Origin of the sequence: Pseudonocardia sp. KRD291 (genome assembly GCF_019263595.1) — a bacterium.
GTDB lineage: Bacteria > Actinomycetota > Actinomycetes > Mycobacteriales > Pseudonocardiaceae > Pseudonocardia.
The window spans coordinates 1-20,932 of record NZ_JADQDD010000089.1; the positions used below are offsets into that span (position 1 = coordinate 1).

Consider the following 20,932-nt stretch of genomic DNA (forward strand, 5'->3'; position numbering starts at 1 on the left):
GGTCTTCTCGGACCACTCCCACCGTGTGTCGAACGCCGAGAAACGGATGGTGTCCGGGTTCCGGTCGGGGACCTCGAAGTCGACCGAGCCCAGGGGCAGATCGTCGGCCTCTACCGCCTGCCCGGCCGCCTGAGACAGCTCCGCGGCGAGCCGCTCGTGGTCGAACGCGTCGCGCCGGGCACCGGATGCCGGATCGACCAGGATGTGGCGAGCTCCGGACCGGTACCAGAACCGCGCACCGTCGCCGGACCACTGCGGAACCACCGTGGCCCGTGGAATCAGCCGGTCGCGGTACGGCGCGAGCATCTGCTCACCGCGGGCGTAGTCGGTGTCGGTGAGGGGAGCGTACTCGGACGAGTAGTTCATGAGTCGCCTTTCAGCAGGAGTAGGCGGTGGCAGGGTGAGGACGTGCGAGCGTGGGCGCCCGGTCATGGCGCTTACGCCGGGGTGCGGTCGGCATGTCTCGATCAGTGGCAGACACGTCTCCGAGGTCTCGCACCGCCGCGGCGATCCGCGCATCCAGCAGGTCCGGTGCGTAGGAGACGAGCCACAGCACCGGGCTCGCCCGCAGGGGTGTGCGGGTCATCGGGCCAGTCGCTTCGTGCTCGCGCGGAGCCCGCCCTCATCGGTGTTTGTGGCTCCCTCGCGCCGTCGCCCGGTCATGGTCGCGCCGTCCTCGATCAGTGATGTTGTGCTGTCCTGAGGAGACGCTGTGCCGTCGCGGCAGAGTCAAGCCATGGGGCCGGATCGTGTGGTCCACTCCGCACTGTGTCGACCATGCCGCGACGGCACGGTGTACCGCAGCGGGGAGGTTGAGTGGGACCAAGGTCTTCGTCGTGCGTGGGGCCGCTGCCGGAGCGTTCCCGGTGCGCCTGCGCCTCTCAGACCTGGGCGAAGCCACCGTCGACGGCGAGCTCCGAGCCGTTGACGTAGCTGGACGCGTCCGAGGCGAGGAAGACGGCGGCCGCGGCGACCTCCTCGGGCTCGGCCAGCCGACCGAGCGGAACCGATGCCGCGGCGGCGGCGAGCTCGTCCGACGGGACCAGGTCGAGCAGACCCTGGGTGCGGGTACCTCCGGGGGAGAGCACGTTGATCCGGTACCGACCTTCCCCGGCCCCGTGGGCGAACCCGCGCACCAGATTGCGGACCGCGGCTTTGGTCGCCCCGTACACGGGCAGGTACGACTCGGGCCGCGAGGCCGCCGTCGATCCGGTGAGGATGATCGACGCTCCCGGCGAGAGCAGGGGCAGTGCCTTCTGCACGGTGAACAGCGAGCCCTTGACGTTGGTGGTGAACATGGCGTCGAACTGCTCCTCGGTGATCTCGCCCAACGGCGCGACGATCCCGATCCCGGCGTTGGCGACCAGGACGTCGATCCGGCCCGCCTTCTCGGCGACCGTCGAGTAGAGCGCATCGAGGTCGTCGAGCCGACCCACGTCGCAGCGGATCCCGGTCACCCCGGATCCGAGCTCGGCCTCGACCTCGTCGAGCTGCTCCCGCCGACGACCGACGACGAACACCCGCGCGCCCTCGGCGCGGTAGGCCCGCGCGATCGCCAGCCCGATGCCCGCGTTCGCGCCGGTCACGACCGCGACCTTGTCCTGAAGAACCTTCACGACGTCTCCCTCTCCGAAGTTATTGACTGATCCGTCCATAACAGTGGATGTGGACTGATTGGTCAATAACTGGGGCGGTGTCGTGTCTCACGGCCTCTCGGGGACGGTCAGGGCCTGGGCAGCAGACCGTGGAGCAGGGTCTCGGCCATCGTCGACAAGGCCGCCGGGTCCTGGCCGACCCGGTCGAGGACGAGCAGCCCGAGCTGGCCGGCGAGCACCGCGTGGGCGGCCTCGTCCGGGTCGACACGGGGTGCGACATCGCCCTCGCGCTGCGCTCGCCGTACCGCCTCGGCCAGCAGGGTGGTGGTCGCGGCGTAGCTGCGCCGGGCCTCGGCAGCCACCTCGGGGGCGCCGGCGGACAGCTCCATCGCCGTGTTGGCGCGCAGGCAGCCTCGCCGGGCCTCTGCCCCGCCGGGGTCGCGCAGCGGACCGATCACGAAGCCGCGGATCACGTCGACGGCGCGGTCGGCCTGCTCGAGCCAGGTTCGCAGCATTCGGTCGTTGGCCTCGTCGTACTCGCGCAGCACGCGCAGGAACAAGCTCTGCTTGTCCCCGAAGGCCCCGTAGAGGCTCCCCTTGCCGAGCCCGCTGGCCACCAGAAGGTCCTCGAGCGAGGTGCCCGCGTACCCGTTGTCCCAGAACGCCGCCTGCACGGACGACAGGACGCGCTCCTCGTCGAACTGGCGTGGACGCGGCATGTGCCGATGCTACTTATAGTGGACCGATCGGTCCATCACCGGGCCACCGGGGCTTTCGGCACCTCAGCCGAGACCGGACCGGGCGATCACGTCGGTGATGGCGACGTGCACCGCGGTGAAGCCTTCCTGCACGAAGACCTCGGCGATACCCTCCGCGGGCTGGGAGGGGTAGTAGCGGCGGGCGACTCCCTCCGCGACGTGCGCGACCCGGTCCGGCTCGGCGGAGATCCGTGCCCGTCCCTCGACGGTCACGAAGCCGTAGGGCTGCCGCTCGTCGCTGACGCAGACCGCGATGCGCGCGTCACGGGCCAGGCTCCTGCCCTTCACGCTCCCCGGCGACAGGGCGAAGGCGAGCTCCTCGCCGTCGAGGACGAAGCAGACCGGGGTGACGTGGGGTCGCCCGTCGGCGCGGGCCAGCGCGACGTGGGCGAGCTTCGTCCCCTCGGTGACGAAGGATCGCCATTCGGTGTCGGTCATCGTCGTCACGGGCGTGCCGCCTCTCGTTCGATCGTGCGGTGCCCACTTGTGGCGGGCAGCTGCGTGTGCGTGGCCGGGCGCGGCCGCCAGCGGGTGGCGCTGAACCCGGTCTCCTTGCCGAAGGCGAACACCCGTTGCGGGTCGAGCGCGTAGACGTGCCGGGGGTCGTCGAGGCCGGCGTCGGCCGGGTCGTGGAACTCGCCGTCCCGGACGAACGGGCGCCACCACGGGTACTTGGCCGGGAACAGGTCGGCCACGGTCTGCAGCCGGGCCGCGTCCCGGACGAGCCGGGCGGTGCCCTCGAGAACCAGGTCGACGTCACGCCCGGGCACCGTGACCGCGCACCCGTCGTTGCGCACGAGGTTGCGGGCCTTTCGGGACTGCCGGAAGGTGGCGAAACAGACCGCTCCCTCGAGCCACACGCCCAGCACCGGCACCACGTGCGGCCGCCCGTCCGGGTCGGTCGTGGCGAGCAGGAAGTCGTCCGCCTCGGCCACCCGCGTCCGCACATCCGCCCAGCCGAGCGCCGTCAGGGGTGCGCCGCCTGGGCTGGACAGGTGTTCGGGGGCCGGCTCCGGCTCGTCCGTCGTCATGTCGACGACGCTAGGTTCGCCCGAGGATTGAGAAAAGCGATTGTTTGCGATCGATTTGATCGCCAACGGCTATGCTCAGCTCGTGGTCGACGTCGAGCTGCGGCACCTGAGGACCATGGCCGCGATCGCCGACGAGGGAACGTTCGGGCGGGCGGCCGCCCTGCTCGGCTACACCCAGTCGTCGGTGAGCCAGCAGGTCGCCGCGCTGGAGCGCGCCCTCGGCGGCGCCGTCTTCGACCGCCCCGGCGGACCCAGGCCGGTGCGGATCACGCCCCTCGGCGAGGTGGTCCTGGCCCACGGCCGCGATCTGCTGACGAGGTCGGAGGCGCTGGCCGAGGCCGTCGACCGCTTCCGGGCGGGCAGCGGCCGGATCGACATCGGCACCTTCCGGAGCGTGTCCAACCTGATCCTGCCGGCCGTCGTGCGCCGGCTGCTCGACGAGCACCCCGGCTGCGACATCAGGCTGTCCGAGGTGGAGCCGGAGGACCCGAGGATCGGCGATCTCGACCTGCTGTTCCACGACGGCCGGATCGAGGACGACGTCGACCACGTGAAGCTGCTCGACGAGCCGTACCTGCTGGTGGCGGGCGCAGGCGCGTTCCCCGACGGTCCGGTGCGGGTGGAGCTGCTCGACGACGCCCCGATGGTCGCCTGGCCGCACACCTACCACCAACGGTGGCTGGAGCGGGAGCTCGCCGGCCACGGCGCACGGCCACGGTTCGTGTTCCGGACCGCGGGCCACGACACCATCCTGTCGATGGTGCGGGCGGGCATCGGCTCGGCGGTGCTGCCGTGGCTCGCCCTGCACGGTTCCGACGCCGCGTCCGACGACCGGCTCGGCATCCACCCGCTGTGCCCCTCGCCCACCCGCGAGATGTATCTGCACTGGCCGGCCGGAAGCACCCGGTCGCCACTGGCGACCCGGGCGATCGACATCGCCGTCGAGGCCGCCCACGATCTGACCGGCCCGGGGTGACCGGGCTACGCCACGCTCGAAGGGCTGCTGTCCACGGACTGAGTGCCCGACGCGCGGACGACCATGACGTCTCGTCCGGCTCCAACCGGAGGGTCCCGGATCACATCCCCTGGAGGGTCAGGACCGGATCTCGGCCCGCATGTGCTCCTGCGCCCACTCGTCGAAGCCGGTCAGGGGGATGCCCAGGTCCCGCGCGTAGTGCGGCCGCCCCATCTGGCCGGCGACGTTGACCCACTCGTGCGCGGCGCCCATCGCCGGCATGCCCGCGTCGAGGGCTTCCCGCTCGGTCATGTCCGGCGCGGACAGTCGCGTGCCCAGGGCGCGGGAGAGGACCTCGGCGATCTCCGTCATCGACAGGTAGTCGCTGGTCAGCTCCAGCTCCACCCCGTCGAACCGCTCCGGAGCGGTGAAGGCGGCTGCGGCCGCGGTGCCGATGTCGCCGACCGCGACCAGGGACAGCCGGGTCGCCGGCTTCAGGACGCTGACCAGACCGCCCTCGACGCCACGCGGGAACAGGAACCCCATCGACGGCAGGAAGTTGTCCATGAAGAAGCCCGGCTTGAGCAGCGTCCAGTGCGGGAAGCCGGCCGCGCGGACCCGGTCCTGGACGGCGCTCTTGGCGTTCAGGGAGCGCTCCGTCGTGGGGAAGCGGCCCTCGACCCAGCCCGGGGCCTCGGTGTGTCGGCCGGCCCCGGTGACCGAGGTGTGCACGAACTGCGGCACGCCGGCGGCCCGTGCGCCCTCCACCAGGTTGACGCCCTGGGCCACCTCCCCCTCGAAGTCGAAGTCCCCGTCCGCGGTCATCCCGGGCATCTGGACGGAGAAGACGGCGCGGGCCCCCTGCGCCGCCCGGGTCACCGAGTCGCGGTCGTGCAGGTCGCCGGTGACCAGCTCGGCACCGAGTGCCTCGACCGACTTCGCCCGGACGCCGGACGGGTCGCGCACCAGGGCGCGGACTCCGACGCCGGCCGCGAGCAGGGCACGGGCGGTGGCGCCGCCCTGCCGCCCCGTGGCTCCGGTGACCAGTACGGGCGCGGAATCGGTGGACATGGGGTGCTCCTCGAATGCTCGACCGTTAAACGGCGGGGCCCGCCGTTTCTCGAACGGTACGATATGGCGGAGCCCGCCACTTAGCAAGGTCGGAGAGGACGCATGCAGGACGGCAAGCGCGCCGACGCCCGGCGCAACTACGCGCACATCCTCGCCGTCGCCGAGGGCGAGGTCGCCGCGCGAGGTGCCGGCGCCTCCCTGGAACAGATCGCCCGCACCGCCGGGGTCGGCTCGGCCACCGTCCGCCGCCACTTCCCCACCCGGCGCGCGCTGCTGGAGGCGGTCTCCCGGGACCGGATCGCGGCCCTGTGCGCCCGTGCGCACGACCTGTCCGGCACCGGCGACAGCCGGGACGCGCTGCTGGAATGGCTGGGCGAGGTCGTCGCCTACTCGGTGTCGGTCCGCGGGCTGGCGGCCGCGCTGTCCTACGACGGCGCCGCGTCCGACTCCCGGTCCGTGCACGAGAACAGCTGCTCGGCGGCGCTGGAGGAGGCGGGCGACCCGCTGCTGCGCCGGGCCGCGCGGGACGGCCGGGTCGCCGCGGGTGTCACCGTCGCGGACCTGATCGCGCTGATCGTCGGCATCGTGCTGGCCACCGAGCACCACCCCGACCCCGCCGACCGCGCGGACCGGCTGTTCCGGCTGGCCGTGACGGGGCTGGGCCCGCACGGTTTGGGCTCGCAGGGACCGGGCCCGCAGACCTGAACGACGCGCCGGGTGCGGGTCACCCCGCCGCGGGCCGCCCGACCGCCGCGACCGGCCGGCCGGAGAACGGCCCGCCGGCGCCGAACACCGCCCCGGCGAAGCGCTCGGCGATGCGACGGTGCGTGGCGGCGTCCGGATGCAGGCGGTCCGGCAGCGGCAGCTCGGCGGCGTCCGCCTCGCCGTAGAGGACACGACCGTCGAGGTAGGACAGGTTCGGGTCGTCGGCCGCGCGCTGCGCCACGATCCGGGCGAGCTCCTCGCGGATCGCGGTCAGCGTCAGCTTCCCGGCGGCCCGCTCCGCGGGGTCGCCGGTGGCCCGGAACTGCATCGTCCCGGAGCTCAGGTCGACCGCCCCCGGGCCCGGGGTGTCCTCGTGGATGGGGCACAGGATCGCCGAGACGACCAGCAGCGGCGTGCTCGGGTGCCCGTCGCGGAGGGTGTCGAGGAACCCGTGCACCGCCGGGCCGAAGGCGCGCAGCCGCATCAGATCGGCGTTGACCAGGTTGATACCGATCTTGACGCTGATCAGGTCCGCGGGGGTGTCGCGCATCGCCCGGGCGGTGAACGGGTCGAGCAGGGCGCTGCCGCCGAAGCCGAGGTTGACCAGGTCAACGCCGCCGGCCGAGGCCGCCAGGGCCGGCCACGCGGTGGACGGGCTCGCAGCGTTCGAGCCGTGGCTGATCGAGCTCCCGTGGTGCAGCCACACCGGGCGCCCGTCCCGCGGTACGGCCTCGACGGGGGCGTCGGTGCGCAGCGCGACCAGTTCCGTCATCTCGGTGTGCGGCAGCCAGATCTCGACGTCCTTGACCCGGTCGGGCAGGTCGGCGAACCGGACGGTGCCGACCGGGCCGGACTGGTTCTCGGTCGACCCGGTGGCCATGTCCAGCAGCATGACCTTGCCCCCGGTCGTCGTGGCCTGCCCCGCGAGACGGCCGTCGACGAGCAGGTCGTACACGCCGTCGGGGCGCAGCGGCATGCCCTGGTACCCCACCCGCGTCCGCAGCGTGTCCAGCTCGACGACGGTGGCGCGGGTCCGGAACACCAGCCGGACACCGGAGGGCTGGGCCTCCGCCATGGCCAGCTGCCCGTCGGAGCACTGGGCGCGGGCCCGGGCCGGGAGACGGTGCGGCAGCACGCCGACCCCGGTCTGCTCCAGCTCGAGCGCACCGCGCAGCAGGTCCGCGGTGATCGGCGTGCTGATCCGGTCGTTCTCAACGTTCACGACCACCATGCTGCCAACGGCGGACCCGGGCCCGCGCGGCGCATCCGCGCGGTCAGAACCCGGCCGGGGTGTAGGCCAGGTGCACGACGCCGTTGCCGAACGACTCGCTCTGCGCCAGCGTCAGCGCGGTTCTCGGCGCCCCCTCGGGGAACATCCTCGGCCCCTCCCCCAGCGCGACCGGGAACACGTAGAGGTGCAGCTCGTCGAGGAGCCCGTCGGCGAGCAGGGCGCGCACGAGCGTGCCGCTGCCGTAGGTGTAGATCCCGCCGTCGATGCCGTTCTTGAACGTCCGGATGGTCTCGACGTCGTAGGCGCCGAGCAGGTGCGAGTTGCTCCAGCCCTCGGCGTCGGTCCGGGTGCCGGAGACGACGTACTTGGGGGTCTCGTTGAAGAACGGGGCGCCCGGGTCGTCGGCCATGTCCCGCGAGCTCCAGGCCGGGCCCGACTCCTCCCAGGTCGTCCGGCCGAAGATGATCGCCTCCGAGCCCGAGGTGAGGCGGCCGATCGAGTCACCCATCTCGTCGGTGAACCCGTAGTCGAACGTCCAGGTCGGGGCGCCGATCACGCCGTCGAGGGTGGTGAACTCGTGTGCCTTGATGGTGCCCATCGTGCGCTCCTGGTGATCGGTCGGGCTTCCGGTCGTCCTGCGTCGCAGGCGTCGTCGGGATGGACCGGGGGCGGCCACCGATCTCATCGGTCCGGGCCGCCGTCCCGTTTCGGCGGACCCGCCCGGCGGCTGACGTACTGTCGGCCCGACCCGGGTTCCCGGCCCTTGCGCGGGCGTGCGCGACGGGCGTTCCGGTCGTCGCACCACGAGGAGGAGACACGTGCAGCGGATCGTCTGCGAGAGCTTCGAGGAACCCGCGGTGGTGACGCTGCGCGAGGAGCCGACACCGGTCCCGGGCGAGGGCGAGGTCCTCGTCGAGGTCGACGCCGCGGGCGTCAGCTTCGTCGACGACCTGATCGCGCGCGGCCGCTACCAGGTCACGCCGGCACTGCCCTACACACCGGGGTCGACCGTGGCCGGCCGCGTGGCCGCCGTCGGCGCCGGGGTCAGCGCCCCCGCCGTCGATGACCGGGTCGCGGCGCTGCTGCTCACCTCGTTCGGCGGGTTCACCTCGCACGCCGTGCTCCCGGCGTCCGCGGTCGTCGCGGTGCCGGCGGCGGTCGCCCCGGAGATCGCGGCGACGGCCATCGAGAGCTACTGCACGCTGGTCTTCGGCGTCACCCGGAGGGTCGCGGTGCTGCCCGGCGAGTGGGTGGTGGTGCTCGGCGCGGGCGGCGGCATCGGGCTGGCCGCCGTCGACGTCGCGCGCGGGCTCGGCGCCCGCGTCCTCGCCGCGGCGTCCACACCGGACAAGCGCGACGCCGCGACGGCCGCCGGGGCCGAGGCCGCGATCGACTACACCGACCTCAAGGACCGGATCCGCGAGGTGACCGGCGGCGGCGCGGACGTCGTGATCGACCCGGTCGGCGGTCCGTCGGCCGAGGCGGCCCTGCGCGCGCTCGGCACCGGCGGACGCTTCTGCGTGGTGGGCTTCGCCTCCGGCGAGATCCCCCGGCTCCCGGCAAACATCGTGCTGCTGCGCAACCGCTCGATCATCGGGGTGGACTGGGGCGACTGGGCGCGCGACGACCACGCCGCGGCGCTCGAGCTCGTCGCCGACGTGCTGGGCCGGATCTCCCGCGGCGAGCTGCACCCGCCCCGCCCGCAGGTCCTGCCCCTCGCCGAGGCCCCCACGGCGTTCGCCGGCTACGCGAACCGGACGGTCACCGGGAAGATCGCCCTGCGTCCCTGACCCGCTCCCCCGGTCCGCGTCATCAACGGTGATGACGCCCGGTAATGGGTCGATGACAGGTGGCGATGCTCCGTTCAGTGGCACGGGCCCGGGCAACCGGGCCAGGTGGCCGCAACGACCGGACCTTCGACGCCAGGAGCGGAACCCATGACGACGACCCAGTGGCAGACCACCGGCACCGCCTTCCCGGCGCCGCCGCAGGCGCCCCGCCCGCGCAACGGCGTGGCCACGGCCGGGTTCGTGCTGTCGATCGTCGGCCTTCTCGTCGGCTGGGTGCCGATCCTCGGGTTCCTCGTCGTCGGCCCCGCACTCGGCCTGTCGATCAGCGGCTACCGCCGCTCCCGGGACGGGCGGGCGGCCACCGCCGGTCGCAGCGTCGCCGGGATCGTGATGTCGGTGATCGGGGCGGTGATCTGCGTGGCGATGACGGTCATCGGTATCGCCAACGCCACCCCGGTGCCCGCCGCGCCGGCCCCGATCGCCGCGCCCGTCGCGGTGGTCCCGGCCGCGCCGGTACTGCTGGCCGTGCCGAACGTCGTCGGCTCCGGCGACGTCGCGGCCCGGGACGCGCTCCTGCGGGCCGGGTTCACCACCGTGACGCTCGGCCCGTCGACCGGGTCGATCGCCGGCGTCGCCGCGGGCACCGTCACCACGCAGCTGCCGCTCGCCGGCGCGCAGGCCTCCGCCGGTGACCCGATCGTGCTCGGCGAGGCCGCGGCCCCGCCGGTGGTCGTGGCGCCGCAGCCGGTCGCCGCGCCCGAGCCCGTCGTCGAGCCGCAGTCGGCGCCCGTCACCGAGACCGACGCCGACGCGCCGTCGCCGCGGGCCGACGTGGACGCCCCGCGCCCGCTGGTGGCCGCACCGCGCGCCGCCACCGTCCCGAGGCCCGCGAGCTCCGGCGGCTCGGCCTCCTACGCGAACTGCACCGCGGCCCGCGACGCCGGTGCGGCCCCGCTGTCCCGCGGCGACGCCGGCTACAGCAGCAAGCTCGACCGGGACGGCGACGGCGTCGCCTGCGAGTGACCCGCACGCACGGATTCCGCGGCGCGGCCGGGGCGGTTCGGCTGAACCGCCCCGGCACGCAAGTCAGACCTTCGTGTCCAGCAGGTCCTTCAGGTGCCGGTCGACCTGGCCGATGTAGGTCGGCGCCACCCCGAACAGGCCCAGGTGGCCGAGGATGTCGTCGATCACGCGCAGCTCGCTGCCCTTGATCAGCTCCTGCTCGGCCACGTGGTCCCGGACCGGGAAGAACATGTCCTCGTTGATCGGCAGGACGTAGGTCTTCGCGGTGATCCGGCCCAGGGCCGCTGCGAGGTCGCCGCCGGTGTGCCGGGCGACGTCGCCGCGCTGCCACTTCCACGCCATGGACAGCAGGTCGTTCGGGTCCATCGCGGTGAAGTAGGGCTCCAGGAACCCGGCGAGGAAGGCCTCCTTGGACTCGAACTCCAGGGCCCGCCACACCTCCTGCTTCCAGAACTCGGTGGAGAAGCCCATCACGGCCCAGATGCCGGCGTGCCGGGTCAGGCCGTCGACGACGTCGGCGTTGGACGTGTACTCCCCGCCGTTGAACCCCGGATCCGAGGTGATCGCCTCGGCCAGGGCCTTCGTGTAGAGGAAGTCGTGCGGGGTGTTCTGCGCGGTGCCCGCGATCGGGGCGGCGCGCAGCACCTTGGCCGGGAAGCGGACCGCCCACTCGTAGGTCTGCTGGGCGCCCATCGACCCGCCGGTGACCAGCGCCAGCGTCTCGACCCCGAAGTGCTCGCGCAGCAGGCGCTCCTGGGCGACGACGTCGTCGCCGATGCGCACCTTCGGGAACCTCGACATCGCGATGCCGGCGTTCGGGCCGTCGGCGTTGTGCGGCGAGGTGGACAGCCCGGACCCGATCTGGTCGACCACGACGATGAAGTACTTCTCCGGGTTCAGGGCGTGGTCCGGGCCGATGTAGACGTCCCGGAAGATCTGGTGCGTCCCCGAGTACCAGGTGGACACGAGGATCGCGTTGTCCCTGGCGTCGTTCAGCGTGCCGAAGGTGGCGACGGCGAGGTGGCAGTCCGGGATCGAGCCGCCCTCCTCCAGGTCCAGCTTCCCGATGGAGACCAGGTCGTAGTCGCCGTGGAACTCGTGGCCGTAGAACGGGTTCTCGATCATGTGAACGTTCCTCCTCGACGAGGCGTCGGACGGCGGAGGGGTCACCGCCCGCAGGATCGTGTGTTCCCTACCACTACGGCGGCGGCGAGGACAGACGGGGTGATCGTCACATCGAGACGTCCTTGACGGGTGATCGCGACCTCGACAAGCGTGGGCCGCGACGATCGGACCGGAAGGAGGGGTGGCCATGCGTTCGGCGACGGACCGTCTGCCCTCCTACCGCGCCGTGCAGCGCCTGCACGTGGATCTCCTGCGTGTCGTCAGCGCGGGCTGTCGGGCCTGACCCGCCCGGCACCCGACGACGACCCAGGAGACAGCACCCATGCCCCGACGGATCCGGCTCAACGCGTTCGACATGAACTGCGTCGGCCACCAGTCCCCCGGCCTCTGGCGCCACCCCGACGACCAGGCCGCCCGGTACAAGGACCTCTCGTACTGGACCGACCTCGCGCAGCTCCTGGAACGGGGCCGCTTCGACGGGCTGTTCATCGCCGACGTCCTCGGCACCTACGACGTCTACGGCGGATCGCACGATGCCGCCGTCCGCCAGGGCGCGCAGGTCCCGGTCAACGACCCGATGCTGCTGGTCTCGGCCATGGCGCACGTGACCGAGCACCTCGGTTTCGGGATCACCACCGCGACCGGGTTCGAGCACCCGTACCCGTTCGCCCGCCGGATGACGACGCTGGACCACCTCACGCGGGGCCGGATCGGCTGGAACGTCGTCACCGGCTACCTGCCATCGGGCGCGCGCAACATGGGCCATGACGACCAGCTGCGCCACGACGACCGCTACGACCACGCCGACGAGTACCTGGAGGTGCTCTACAAGCTGTGGGAGGGCTCCTGGGAGGACGACGCCGTCCGCCGCGACGCCGACGCCGGCGTGTTCACCGACCCGGCCCGGGTGCACCCGATCGGTCACGCCGGGAAACACTTCACGGTGCCCGGCATCCACCTGTCCGAGCCGTCGCCGCAGCGCACGCCGGTGATCTACCAGGCGGGTGCCTCCGACCGGGGCCGCCGGTTCGCCGCGGAGAACGCCGAGTCGATCTTCACCGCCGCCCCGACCCGCGCGCTGCTCAAGGAGGCCGTGGCCGACATCCGCGAGCGGCTCTCCCGCGCCGGGCGTGACCCGTACTCGGCGCGGATCTACAACCTGCAGACGGTCGTCACCGACGAGACCTCGCAGGGCGCGCGGGACAAGCACGAACAGCTGCAGTCCTACGCCAGCGACGAGGGTTCGCTGGTGTTCATGTCCGGCTGGATGGGCATCGACCTGTCCCGCTACGACCTCGACGACCCGATCGGCGACGTCGAGAGCAACGCCATCCAGTCGGCCGTCGCGGCGTTCCAGCAGGCCGACCCGGACGGGCGCGAGTGGACCGTTCGCGACATCGCGGCCTGGGGCGGGATCGGCGGCATGGGCCCGCGCACGGTCGGCTCCCCGTCCGAGGTCGCCGACGAGCTGCAGGACTGGGTCGACGAGACCGACGTCGACGGGTTCAACCTGGCCTACGCGATCACGCCGGGCACGTTCACCGACGTCGTGACGCACGTGGTCCCGGAGCTGCAGCGGCGCGGCGTCTATCCGGGCGAGTACGAGTCCGGCACGCTGCGGCAGAAGCTGTTCGGTCTCGGGGACCGTCTCCCGGCCGAGCACCGCGGGTCCACCTACCGGGTGGGCGGGACGAACTCGACCATCCCGCAGCAGGTCGCGACCGATCATGAGGAACCGCTGGCATCATCGAGTGGGTGAACGAGCCCGTGAAGCCGGACGCGATGCGAGTCTCCGACATCGACCGCCAGTCCGTGCAGGACCGGCTGCGGCGTGCTCAGGAGATCGGCGAGATCGACCTCAACGAGTTCGACGAGCGGGTCGCGCAGGTGTGGGCCGCCCGGACCAGGGCCGATCTGGTCCGGACCACGGCGGACCTCCCGAAGCTGAAGCGGGACCGCAACCACGGTCTGGTGTTCGCCGACTCCGGCGGCGGCATGACGATGCGGGTGCTGACGACGATCTGGGCCTGCCTCTCGGCGGTGACGCTGGTGGCCTGGGGGATCGTCGCGTTGTCCACCGACGGTGACCTCGACCCGTGGTTCCTGTGGGTGGCCGGGCCACCGGCCGCCGTGCTGCTCGTGCTCTACGTGGCCGGGATCGGCCGTCCGCCCCGCCTATAGAGCGGCGAGGCGGTCGGCCGGACGACCGGGGCCTACAGCGAGGCCTACAGGGAGGCGTAGAGCGCGCGCTCGTAGTCGGCGTACAGCGCGAGACCGCCGTCGGTGATGAACGGCAGGAAGTTGCTGTAGATCGACGCGCAGATCCCGGTCGCGCGGTCCACCCAGAAGTGGGTGTTGCACAGCCCGGCCCACGCACCGCTGCCCGCGCGCCGCATGCCGGGGACGTCGGCGGTGTTGAGCAGCAGCCCGTAGCCCCACTTGTAGCCCGGGCCGGGGTTGAACGGACCGCTGGAGTTCGGGTCGGCCGTCGGGATCTCGGGCGGGAAGTCCAGGTCACCGATCTGGTTGGTGAACGCCGCGTCCACCGTGGACTGCGCGAGGACCCGCTCGCCGTCGAGCTCGCCGCCGCGCAGCAGGGCCCGCTCGAACCGGATGTAGTCGGTCGGCGGGGCGTAGAGGCCGTGCCCGCCCGCGTAGTACTCCGGGGCCTGGTTGAGGATCTCGCCGGCCGAGGTCCAGCCGCCGCTGCCGTCCGGCACGTGCACCGGGGTGGAGTTGGCGCGCTGGTCGTCGTTCATCACGAAGGTGGTCCGGTCCATGCCCAGCGGGCCGAAGATGCCCTCCTTCATCGCGACGTCGAGCCCGACCCCCGACGCCGCCTCGACGACCTTGCCGAGCCAGTCGGTGTTGATCCCGTAGACGAAGCGCTTCCCCGGGTCGTCGATCATCGGGGCCCCGAAGCTGGCGTTCGACCCGGCGACGACGTTCGGGACACCGGTCGCGGCCTCCCAGCGGACCAGCTCGTCGCTCCAGAACCAGTAGCCCAGCCCGGAGGTGTGGGTGACCAGGTGCCGGACCGTGGCCTTGCTCGCCGGGTCGCGCAGCTTCGGGGTGTCGCCGTCGAAGCCGTCGAGCACCTTCACCCCGGCGAAGTCCGGGCAGTACTGCTCGACCGGGGCGTCCAGGTCGAGGGTGCCCTTCTCCACCTGCTGCAATGCCGCCGCGGTCGCGACCATCTTGGTCATCGACATGATCCGGAAGTGCGTGTCCACGGTCAGCGGGGCGCTCTCGCCGACCGCGCGCGGGCCGGCCGCACCCTGGTAGATGATCCCGTCCGCATCTGCCGCGATCGCCGCGACGTGCGGGACCGCACCGGAGTCGACCGCTTCCTGCAGGACCTTGTCGATCGCGGAACCGTCGATCGCTGAGCTCACGGGTGCCTCCGTCGGCGTCGTGTGGCGCGTGTCACACCACACTGGCACCGTCGTCCGCACTGCACAACGCCCGGAACCATCCCGTCGGCCGGACGGCCGGCACTCGTGAACCGGGACGCGCGTGGCGCGCACGTCGCGGTTCACGAGTGCGGGCGGGATCAGGATCCGGTGGACTTCTCCTGCTCGTACTTCTTGGTCATGTGGTCGACCGCGTCCAGCTGGGACTGGGCGTGCGCCTCACGGGTGTCGGTCGCCCGGGCCGCGGCCGCGCGGGTGCCCTCGGCCTGGTCCTGGAACTCCGGGAACACGTGCTGGGCGATCAGCTCGAACGACTTCTTCGTCGCCTCCGGGTTCGCCCACTCGTGTCCGAGCAGCAGGAACGCGCCGAAGCCGCCGCTCTGCTCGGTCAGCTTCCGGACCTGCGCCTTGGCGTCGGAGACCGTGCCGATGGCGCCGATCCCGGCGTCGTTGATGAAGTCGATCATCTCCCTGATGTTCGACCCGTCCACGGCCATCTGCGGGAACGCGGCGACCTTCTTGAAGTAGTTGAACCACTGCTCGATGCCGTACTCGACGTCGCGGTAGGCCTGTTCCTTGGTGTCCGCGATGTGCATCAGCCCGACCAGGCGCCAGCCCGCGCGGTCCGGCGTCGGCTGCCCGAAGTGCGCGGCCCGCTCCTCGACGACGCTCCAGTGGTGCGCGAGCGCGTCGAACCCGTCCTGGGTCAGGGTGGCGCCGATCGAGAGCAGCCCGGCGCCGAACCTGCCGGCCATCCGCGGGCCGGTCGGCGACGCGACCGCCGCGACCGCGAGCTCGAAGCACGGGTCGGTGTAGGGCCGCAGCTGCAGCTGGGCGTCGATCAGGTTGTGCGTCTTCGTCTGCCGGGTGACCGTCTCACCGCGCAGCAGCCGGGTGATGATGTCCAGGTTCACCTCGAGCAGCTCGCGGGTGTCGGTCGGGTTCAGCCCGATCATCGCCGAGTCCGTGGGCAGCGAGCCGGGGCCGACGCCGAGCATCGTGCGTCCGCGTGTCAGGTGGTCGAGCATCACCATCCGGTCGGCGACCCACAGCGGGTTGTGGTAGCTGATCGAGGTGACGCCGGTGCCGAGCCGGATGGTGCGCGTGCGCTCCGCCGCGGCCGCGATGAAGATCTCCGGCGAGGCGATGATCTCGCTGCCCGCGGAGTGGTGCTCGCCGATCCACGCCTCGTCGTAGCCGAGTGCGTCGAGGTGCGAGACGAGGTCGAGGTCGCGCTGGATGGCCAGGGTCGGGTTCTGGCCCGGCGCGTGGAAGGGCGCCAGGAAGGTGCCGAAACGGAGTCTGCTCAAGACTTCTCTCCTCGTCGAGATCGTGGTGCGCCCCAGGAGCGCTTCCCTGTCATACCGAGCGTGATCGGAGTCACGCAAGGGTTGCAACGCCGCAGCACGCGCGGCCCAGCTCCGGGATGAACACCGGGTGGACGTGCGACCGTCGGGCCCGGACCGGCCATGCGATAGGTTCGCCGATCATGGGACACCGCGAGGAGCTGCTCGACGGGGCCGCGCAGTGCCTCTACGACAAGGGGTTCGGCCGGACCACAGCGCGTGACGTCGTCGCCGCGTCGGGAACGAACCTGGCGTCCATCGGCTACCACTTCGGATCCAAGGACGCCCTGCTCACCGAGGCCCTGCTCAAGGCCACCGCGGGCTGGGGCGAGGAGCTGGACCGGGCACTCGCCGAGCCGGACGCGACCCCCACCGCGGACCCGCAGCGCCGGGTCGAGGACACCTGGAGCCGCGTGATCGGGCTCTTCGCCAGCGAGCGACGGCTCTGGGCCACCCACGTCGAGGCGCTGGCCCAGGCCGACCGCCTGCCCGAGCTGCGCGAGTCCCTCGTCGCGGCGCAGCGCGAGGCGCGCGAGGGGCTGGCCCTGACGTTCCACACGCTGCCCGACGACCCGGAGGCCGCCGACCGGCGCGTGCACGTCCTGGGTGCGGTCTACCAGGCACTTCTCACCGGCGTGATGGTCCAGTGGCTGCTGGACCCGGACACCGCGCCGACCGGCGTCGACGTGGCCGAGGGCCTGCGGGCGATGGCCGAGGAGCGGGCCGCCGCGCTGGCCTGAGAGGAGCTCGCGGAACGAACCGGCGGCTGCGGGTCAGCTACCCGACCCGCAGCCGCCCCAGCTCGACCGCGGGGTCACCGATCGTCACCACGAGCTCACCCGGACGGTTGACCACGAACCGGAGGCTCACGGTGCTCCCGGCCGTCACATACCGGGACCAGCCGTAGCCCCGCAGCGCGACGCGCTCGGCGACGTCGCTGCCGACGACCAGCTCCACGGTCGCCCCGCTGGGCACCGCGACCACCGGGGCGGGCGGCTGCGCGGCGCCGGGACGATGGTCGAAGCGCACCGTACGGACGCCGTCGGCGGACGCCGCGGGAGTGATCGTCGGGGGCGCAGGCACCGCTGCCGGAAGCGTGCCGCACCCGGCCAGCACCGCCAGCAGGACCAGGACGCCACCCGTCCGGGCGATTCCGGCCCGTACCGGACAACCGCGGGCCGGACGACCGCGGGCCGGACGACCGCGGACCGGCCGGACACGCCCCCGGCGGGGACCAGGGACCGCACGCACGAATCGGCACTCCTCCCCGGACGTCCCGGCACCTCCGGCGACCTCGGCCGCCGACGTCGACCACTGTGCCAGCCCGTCCGGCACCGCCCCGCCCCCAGGTGGACATCGCCCGAATGGGGCATGATCGGGGAGTGCGTGCCGACCCCTCTCTCGCCCGTGTTCCCGCCGATTCCGGGGCGCCCGCACCCGCGACCCACCCGGTCTCGCCGGTCCCGGAGCGCCTGTTCGACGACGACGCGGCCGAGCAGCGCTGGCGGGCACGGTTCACCGCGGTCCGGATGTCGCGCCCGTCCTGGGCCTGGGACGCGCCGGACCGCACCGTCTACGTCTCCAACGGCAGCGGCACCAGCGAGATCCACGTCTGGGACCGGGCGACCGACCTGCACCGCCAGGTCACCTCCCGGCGCAGCGGCACGCACTCGGCCGTGCTGCCCCCGGACGGCGAGACCGTGTGGTGGTTCGACGACACCGACGGCGACGAGTTCGGCCACTGGGTCACCGAGCCGTTCGCCGGACGGCCCGACTCGGACGAGCCGCAGGCCGCGGTGCCCGGCGCCGAGGACGGCTACCCGGCGGGGGTGTACATCGGCCGCCGGCTGGCGGTACTCGGCACCTCCACCGACTCCGGCACCACGATCTGGCTGCACGAGCGGGACTCCTCCGGGCCGGCGCGCGTCGTGTACTCGCACGTCGAGGACGCCGGCGTCGGCGCGCTGAGCGAGGACGAGACGCTGCTGGCGATCCACCACTCCGAGCACGGCGACTCCCGGCATCCGTCGCTGCGGGTCCTCGACCTCGGCAGCGGCGACGTCGTCGGTGAGCTGCACGACGGGCCCGGCAAGGGCCTCGCCCCGCTCGTGTTCGCCCCCGTCCCCGGCGACCAGCGGCTGCTGGTGGGACACGAGCGCCGGGGCCGCGAGGAGCTGCTGATCTGGGACCCGGTCTCCGGCTCGGAGACCGAGTTGCATCTGGACCTGCCCGGCGAGGTGTTCGCCGACTTCTACCCGGACGGCACGGCGCTGCTGGTCGGGCACACCCACGCCGCCCGGACCCGGTTGTTCCGCTACGACATCGACACGACCTCACTGACCGAGCTGCCGGTCGCGCCGGGTTGCGTGGGGTCCGCGGAGGTCCGCCCGGACGGCACGGTGGAGTACACCTGCTCCTCGGCGGCGACCCCGTCGCAGATCCGGGCGCTGCACCCGGACGGGACCGACCGCCTGCTGCTGGTCCCGCCCGGCGAGCGGCCGCCGTCGTCGGAACCGGTGCGCGACGTGTGGGTGGACGGACCGGGGGGCCCGGTGCACGCGCTGGTCACCGCACCCGACGGCGTCGGGACCGCCGCCCCGGCGGTGTTCGTGCTGCACGGCGGCCCGCACGCGGCCGACGAGGACCGGTTCGACCCGGCCCGCGCGACCTGGGTCGAGGCCGGCTTCGTCGTCGTCGAGGTGAACTACCGCGGCTCGACCGGCTACGGCTCGGCCTGGCGCGACGCCATCGAGGGCCACCCGGGCCTGACCGAGCTGGCCGACGTCGCCGCCGTGCAGGACGCGCTGGTCGCCGACGGCACCGTGGACCGTGCGCGGTGCGTCGTCGACGGCTGGTCCTGGGGCGGGTACCTGTCGCTGCTGGCCGCGGGCGTGCAGCCGGAGCGGTGGGCGGTCGCGGTCGCGGGCGTCCCGGTCGCGGACTACCTCGCCGCGTACGAGGACGAGATGGAGCAGCTGCGCTCGTTCGACCGTGCGCTGTTCGGCGGCTCGCCGCAGGAGCTGCCCGACCGCTACCGGGAGGCGTCGCCGTTGACCTACGTCGACCGGGTCCGGGTGCCGGTCCTCGTGCTGGCCGGGGAGAACGACCCGCGCTGCCCGATCCGTCAGATCGACAACTACCTCGACGCGCTGGCCGCCCGCGGCGACGTGCACTACGAGGTGACCCGCTTCGACGCCGGTCACGGCTCGCTGGTCGTCACCGACCAGCTCGACCTGGTCGCCACCGAGATCGACTTCGCCCGACGGGCCCTCAGCCGCCGATGAGCGGCAGCACGTCCTCCGGTGGCCGCCCGATCGCGGCCCGGCCGCCGGTCAGGACGATCGGTCGCTCGACGAGGACCGGGTTCGCGGCGAGGGCGTCGAGCAGGGTCTCGCCGTCGGCGCCCTTCAGACCCAGCTCGCGGTAGCGGGCCTCGCCGGTGCGGGTGATCGTCAGCGGGTCGTCGGTGCCCAGCGCGGCCAGCACCTCGACCAGCTCGGCCCGGGTGGGCGGGTCGTCCAGGTAGCGCCGCACCGTGGGCTCGACGCCGCGCTCGGCGAGCAGGTCCAGGGTGGCGCGGCTCTTGGAGCAGCGCGGGTTGTGCCAGATCTCGACGCCCATGGACCGAGCCTAGGACCGGCCCCCGACACGAATGTGGCCCGGCCGGGCGAAGGATCCGCCGGACCGGGCCACGCCTCGTGGTGGGAGTGCGACAAGCACAGCACCGAATCTTGAACCAGTCAAGTTCGGGTGCCCTCACCCGCTCCTCGCCGGGATCGTGGGTGAGGATGGTCGGCGTGGTGACCGACGCGGGCCCGGCACGCGGGGGCATGGCCGCCTACCGGGACGTGCTGCGCCTGCCCGGCGTCGCCGGTGTCACGGCGGTCGCGCTCGCGTCCCGGGTCCCGGCCACCGCCGTCGGCGTGACGATGACGCTGCACGTCGTCCTCACGCTCGGGTACGGCTACGCCGCGGCCGGGCTGGTCGCCGCCGCCGTCCCGACCGGCATGGCGATCGGCGGGCCGGTGCTCGGAGCGCTCGTGGACCGGCGCGGGCTGCGCCCGATGCTGCTGCTGACGATGCTCGTCAGCGCCGGATTCTGGGCGGTGGCCCCGCTGCTGGGCTACGGCTGGCTGCTCGGTGCCGCGTTCGTCGGCGGGATGTTCGCGCTGCCGGTGTTCTCGGTCGTGCGCCAGGTCCTGGCCGCCGCCGTGCCCGCCGGCTACCGGCGCCCGGCGTTCGCGATGGACTCGATGTCGGTCGAGCTGTCCTACATGACCGGCCCCGCCGCGGGGTCCCTGCTGACGCTCTGGCTGGGCAGCGCGACCACGATGCGGGTGATCGGCGCCGGTTTCCTGGTCGCAGGCGTGGTGCTGCTCGTCCTGGACCCGCCGGTGCGCGCGGCGGGCGAGGGCCCGCGGCCACCGGCCCCGCCGGTGCGGGAGTGGCTCACCGCTCCACTCGTCGCGGCGCTGCTGGCCATCTCCGCGGCCGTGGTCGCCATCATGGGCACGGAGCTGGCGTTCATTGCGAGCCTGACCGGCAGCGGGCAGGCGTGGGCGATCGCGGTCGTCAACGCGGTGTGGTGCGTGGCGTCGCTGGTCGGCGGGTTCGTCTACGGCGCCGCCCGCCGGGCCGCCCCGATGCCGCTGCTGCTGGCCGCCCTCGGGCTCGCGACGCTGCCGGCCGCGCTCGGCGGGGCCTGGTGGACGTTCGCGCTGCTGCTGCTCGGGGCCGGTCTGTTCACCGCACCGACCCTGGCCGCGGGCAGCGACACGATCGCCACCCTGGCCCCGGACCGGGTCCGGGGGCTGGTCACCGGCCTGCAGGGCTCGGCCACCACGGCCGGTATCGCGGTGGCCACCCCACTGTCCGGCCTCCTGGTCGAC

General features: G+C 72.9%; 21 protein-coding genes and 1 pseudogene. 9 read left to right on the forward strand and 13 right to left on the reverse strand.

Going from position 1 to position 20,932, the window contains the following annotated elements; genetic code table 11:
• The 5 genes and pseudogenes from I4I78_RS14550 to I4I78_RS14570 all read right to left on the reverse strand — a co-directional run.
• A pseudogene (locus I4I78_RS14550) lies at nt 1-366 on the reverse strand (S9 family peptidase); the annotation flags it as partial.
• Nucleotides 367-881: 515 nt separating this feature from the next.
• Nucleotides 882-1,616 (reverse strand): SDR family NAD(P)-dependent oxidoreductase, encoded by a 735-nt coding sequence (locus tag I4I78_RS14555; protein ID WP_218611846.1) that lies wholly within the window; start codon nt 1,614-1,616, stop codon nt 882-884.
• A gap of 107 nt (nt 1,617-1,723) precedes the next feature.
• A complete protein-coding gene (locus tag I4I78_RS14560; RefSeq protein ID WP_218611847.1) occupies nt 1,724-2,314 on the reverse strand; it encodes a TetR/AcrR family transcriptional regulator in 591 nt (196 codons plus the stop codon).
• 63 nt (nt 2,315-2,377) lie between these two features.
• On the reverse strand, nt 2,378-2,791 hold the full coding sequence (locus I4I78_RS14565; RefSeq protein ID WP_226379714.1) for a PPOX class F420-dependent oxidoreductase: 414 nt from the start codon (nt 2,789-2,791) through the stop codon (nt 2,378-2,380).
• Nucleotides 2,792-2,796: 5 nt separating this feature from the next.
• Nucleotides 2,797-3,384 carry a pyridoxamine 5'-phosphate oxidase family protein gene (locus tag I4I78_RS14570; protein WP_218611849.1) on the reverse strand — a complete coding sequence of 196 codons (588 nt, stop codon included), beginning with the start codon at nt 3,382-3,384 and terminating at the stop codon, nt 2,797-2,799.
• An 82-nt stretch (nt 3,385-3,466) separates the two neighbouring features.
• Between I4I78_RS14570 and I4I78_RS14575 the strand changes: the two genes are divergently transcribed.
• The gene (locus I4I78_RS14575; protein WP_218611850.1) at nt 3,467-4,360 is read left to right on the forward strand and encodes a LysR family transcriptional regulator; all 894 of its coding nucleotides are present in this window, start codon (nt 3,467-3,469) and stop codon (nt 4,358-4,360) included.
• Nucleotides 4,361-4,477: 117 nt separating this feature from the next.
• Here I4I78_RS14575 and I4I78_RS14580 read toward each other — a convergent pair whose 3' ends face one another.
• Complete coding sequence (locus I4I78_RS14580) at nt 4,478-5,410, reverse strand: NmrA family NAD(P)-binding protein (protein WP_218611851.1); 933 nt, start codon at nt 5,408-5,410, stop codon at nt 4,478-4,480.
• Between the two features lie 102 nt (nt 5,411-5,512).
• Between I4I78_RS14580 and I4I78_RS14585 the strand changes: the two genes are divergently transcribed.
• Nucleotides 5,513-6,115 carry a TetR/AcrR family transcriptional regulator gene (locus I4I78_RS14585; protein ID WP_218611852.1) on the forward strand — a complete coding sequence of 201 codons (603 nt, stop codon included), beginning with the start codon at nt 5,513-5,515 and terminating at the stop codon, nt 6,113-6,115.
• A gap of 19 nt (nt 6,116-6,134) precedes the next feature.
• Here I4I78_RS14585 and I4I78_RS14590 read toward each other — a convergent pair whose 3' ends face one another.
• Together I4I78_RS14590 and I4I78_RS14595 are read right to left on the reverse strand one after the other, a co-directional pair.
• Nucleotides 6,135-7,337: a GDSL-type esterase/lipase family protein gene (locus tag I4I78_RS14590; RefSeq protein WP_308252113.1), complete on the reverse strand. Its 1,203-nt coding sequence runs from the start codon at nt 7,335-7,337 to the stop codon at nt 6,135-6,137.
• 52 nt (nt 7,338-7,389) lie between these two features.
• Nucleotides 7,390-7,944: a dihydrofolate reductase family protein gene (locus I4I78_RS14595; protein WP_218611854.1), complete on the reverse strand. Its 555-nt coding sequence runs from the start codon at nt 7,942-7,944 to the stop codon at nt 7,390-7,392.
• Nucleotides 7,945-8,164: 220 nt separating this feature from the next.
• On the opposite strand from I4I78_RS14595, the gene I4I78_RS14600 reads away from it, so the two are divergent.
• A complete protein-coding gene (locus I4I78_RS14600; RefSeq protein WP_308252114.1) occupies nt 8,165-9,136 on the forward strand; it encodes an NADPH:quinone oxidoreductase family protein in 972 nt (323 codons plus the stop codon).
• Nucleotides 9,137-9,283: 147 nt separating this feature from the next.
• Nucleotides 9,284-10,159: an excalibur calcium-binding domain-containing protein gene (locus tag I4I78_RS32845; RefSeq protein ID WP_226379715.1), complete on the forward strand. Its 876-nt coding sequence runs from the start codon at nt 9,284-9,286 to the stop codon at nt 10,157-10,159.
• A gap of 63 nt (nt 10,160-10,222) precedes the next feature.
• Here the strand turns inward: I4I78_RS32845 and I4I78_RS14610 are convergent, their stop codons facing one another.
• Nucleotides 10,223-11,284 carry an alpha/beta fold hydrolase gene (locus tag I4I78_RS14610; RefSeq protein ID WP_218611855.1) on the reverse strand — a complete coding sequence of 354 codons (1,062 nt, stop codon included), beginning with the start codon at nt 11,282-11,284 and terminating at the stop codon, nt 10,223-10,225.
• A gap of 322 nt (nt 11,285-11,606) precedes the next feature.
• Between I4I78_RS14610 and I4I78_RS14615 the strand changes: the two genes are divergently transcribed.
• Entirely contained in the window at nt 11,607-13,043 is a 1,437-nt protein-coding gene (locus tag I4I78_RS14615; protein WP_218611856.1) for an LLM class flavin-dependent oxidoreductase, read from the forward strand.
• The gene (locus I4I78_RS14620) at nt 13,040-13,465 is read left to right on the forward strand and encodes a DUF1707 domain-containing protein (protein WP_218611857.1); all 426 of its coding nucleotides are present in this window, start codon (nt 13,040-13,042) and stop codon (nt 13,463-13,465) included. The genes I4I78_RS14615 and I4I78_RS14620 overlap by 4 nt, the downstream gene beginning before the upstream one ends.
• A 44-nt stretch (nt 13,466-13,509) precedes the next feature.
• Here the strand turns inward: I4I78_RS14620 and I4I78_RS14625 are convergent, their stop codons facing one another.
• The gene (locus I4I78_RS14625) at nt 13,510-14,679 is read right to left on the reverse strand and encodes a serine hydrolase (RefSeq protein WP_218611858.1); all 1,170 of its coding nucleotides are present in this window, start codon (nt 14,677-14,679) and stop codon (nt 13,510-13,512) included.
• Between the two features lie 158 nt (nt 14,680-14,837).
• Nucleotides 14,838-16,007, reverse strand: a complete 1,170-nt coding sequence (locus I4I78_RS14630) for an LLM class flavin-dependent oxidoreductase (RefSeq protein WP_218611859.1) — start codon at nt 16,005-16,007, stop codon at nt 14,838-14,840.
• A gap of 179 nt (nt 16,008-16,186) precedes the next feature.
• Here I4I78_RS14630 and I4I78_RS14635 point away from each other — a divergent pair, with 179 nt between their 5' ends.
• The gene (locus I4I78_RS14635) at nt 16,187-16,783 is read left to right on the forward strand and encodes a TetR/AcrR family transcriptional regulator (RefSeq protein ID WP_218611860.1); all 597 of its coding nucleotides are present in this window, start codon (nt 16,187-16,189) and stop codon (nt 16,781-16,783) included.
• A gap of 37 nt (nt 16,784-16,820) precedes the next feature.
• On the opposite strand, the gene I4I78_RS14640 is transcribed toward I4I78_RS14635, so the two are convergent.
• Nucleotides 16,821-17,126: a hypothetical protein gene (locus I4I78_RS14640; protein WP_218611861.1), complete on the reverse strand. Its 306-nt coding sequence runs from the start codon at nt 17,124-17,126 to the stop codon at nt 16,821-16,823.
• A 299-nt stretch (nt 17,127-17,425) separates the two neighbouring features.
• Here I4I78_RS14640 and I4I78_RS14645 point away from each other — a divergent pair, with 299 nt between their 5' ends.
• Nucleotides 17,426-19,327, forward strand: coding sequence for a prolyl oligopeptidase family serine peptidase (locus tag I4I78_RS14645; protein ID WP_308252115.1), 1,902 nt, complete (start codon nt 17,426-17,428; stop codon nt 19,325-19,327).
• Here I4I78_RS14645 and arsC read toward each other — a convergent pair.
• Nucleotides 19,314-19,664, reverse strand: coding sequence for an arsenate reductase (glutaredoxin) (gene arsC / locus I4I78_RS14650; RefSeq protein WP_218611863.1), 351 nt, complete (start codon nt 19,662-19,664; stop codon nt 19,314-19,316). The genes I4I78_RS14645 and arsC overlap by 14 nt on opposite strands.
• Nucleotides 19,665-19,840: 176 nt before the next feature.
• On the opposite strand from arsC, the gene I4I78_RS14655 reads away from it, so the two are divergent.
• Nucleotides 19,841-20,932, forward strand: a 1,092-nt coding sequence (locus tag I4I78_RS14655; RefSeq protein ID WP_218611864.1) for an MFS transporter, incomplete at its 3' end; no start/stop codon positions are given.

Bases quoted from the DNA above. Each gene is read 5' to 3' on its own strand.
- I4I78_RS14610 (WP_218611855.1), bottom strand. From the start codon at position 11,284: ATGATCGAGAACCCGTTCTACGGCCACGAGTTCCACGGCGACTACGAC.
- I4I78_RS14570 (WP_218611849.1), bottom strand. From the start codon at position 3,384: ATGACGACGGACGAGCCGGAGCCGGCCCCCGAACACCTGTCCAGCCCA.
- I4I78_RS14585 (WP_218611852.1), top strand. From the start codon at position 5,513: ATGCAGGACGGCAAGCGCGCCGACGCCCGGCGCAACTACGCGCACATC.
- I4I78_RS14565 (WP_226379714.1), bottom strand. From the start codon at position 2,791: ATGACCGACACCGAATGGCGATCCTTCGTCACCGAGGGGACGAAGCTC.
- I4I78_RS32845 (WP_226379715.1), top strand. From the start codon at position 9,284: ATGACGACGACCCAGTGGCAGACCACCGGCACCGCCTTCCCGGCGCCG.
- arsC (WP_218611863.1), bottom strand. From the start codon at position 19,664: ATGGGCGTCGAGATCTGGCACAACCCGCGCTGCTCCAAGAGCCGCGCC.
- I4I78_RS14560 (WP_218611847.1), bottom strand. From the start codon at position 2,314: ATGCCGCGTCCACGCCAGTTCGACGAGGAGCGCGTCCTGTCGTCCGTG.
- I4I78_RS14615 (WP_218611856.1), top strand. From the start codon at position 11,607: ATGCCCCGACGGATCCGGCTCAACGCGTTCGACATGAACTGCGTCGGC.
- I4I78_RS14580 (WP_218611851.1), bottom strand. From the start codon at position 5,410: ATGTCCACCGATTCCGCGCCCGTACTGGTCACCGGAGCCACGGGGCGG.
- I4I78_RS14595 (WP_218611854.1), bottom strand. From the start codon at position 7,944: ATGGGCACCATCAAGGCACACGAGTTCACCACCCTCGACGGCGTGATC.
- I4I78_RS14635 (WP_218611860.1), top strand. From the start codon at position 16,187: ATGGGACACCGCGAGGAGCTGCTCGACGGGGCCGCGCAGTGCCTCTAC.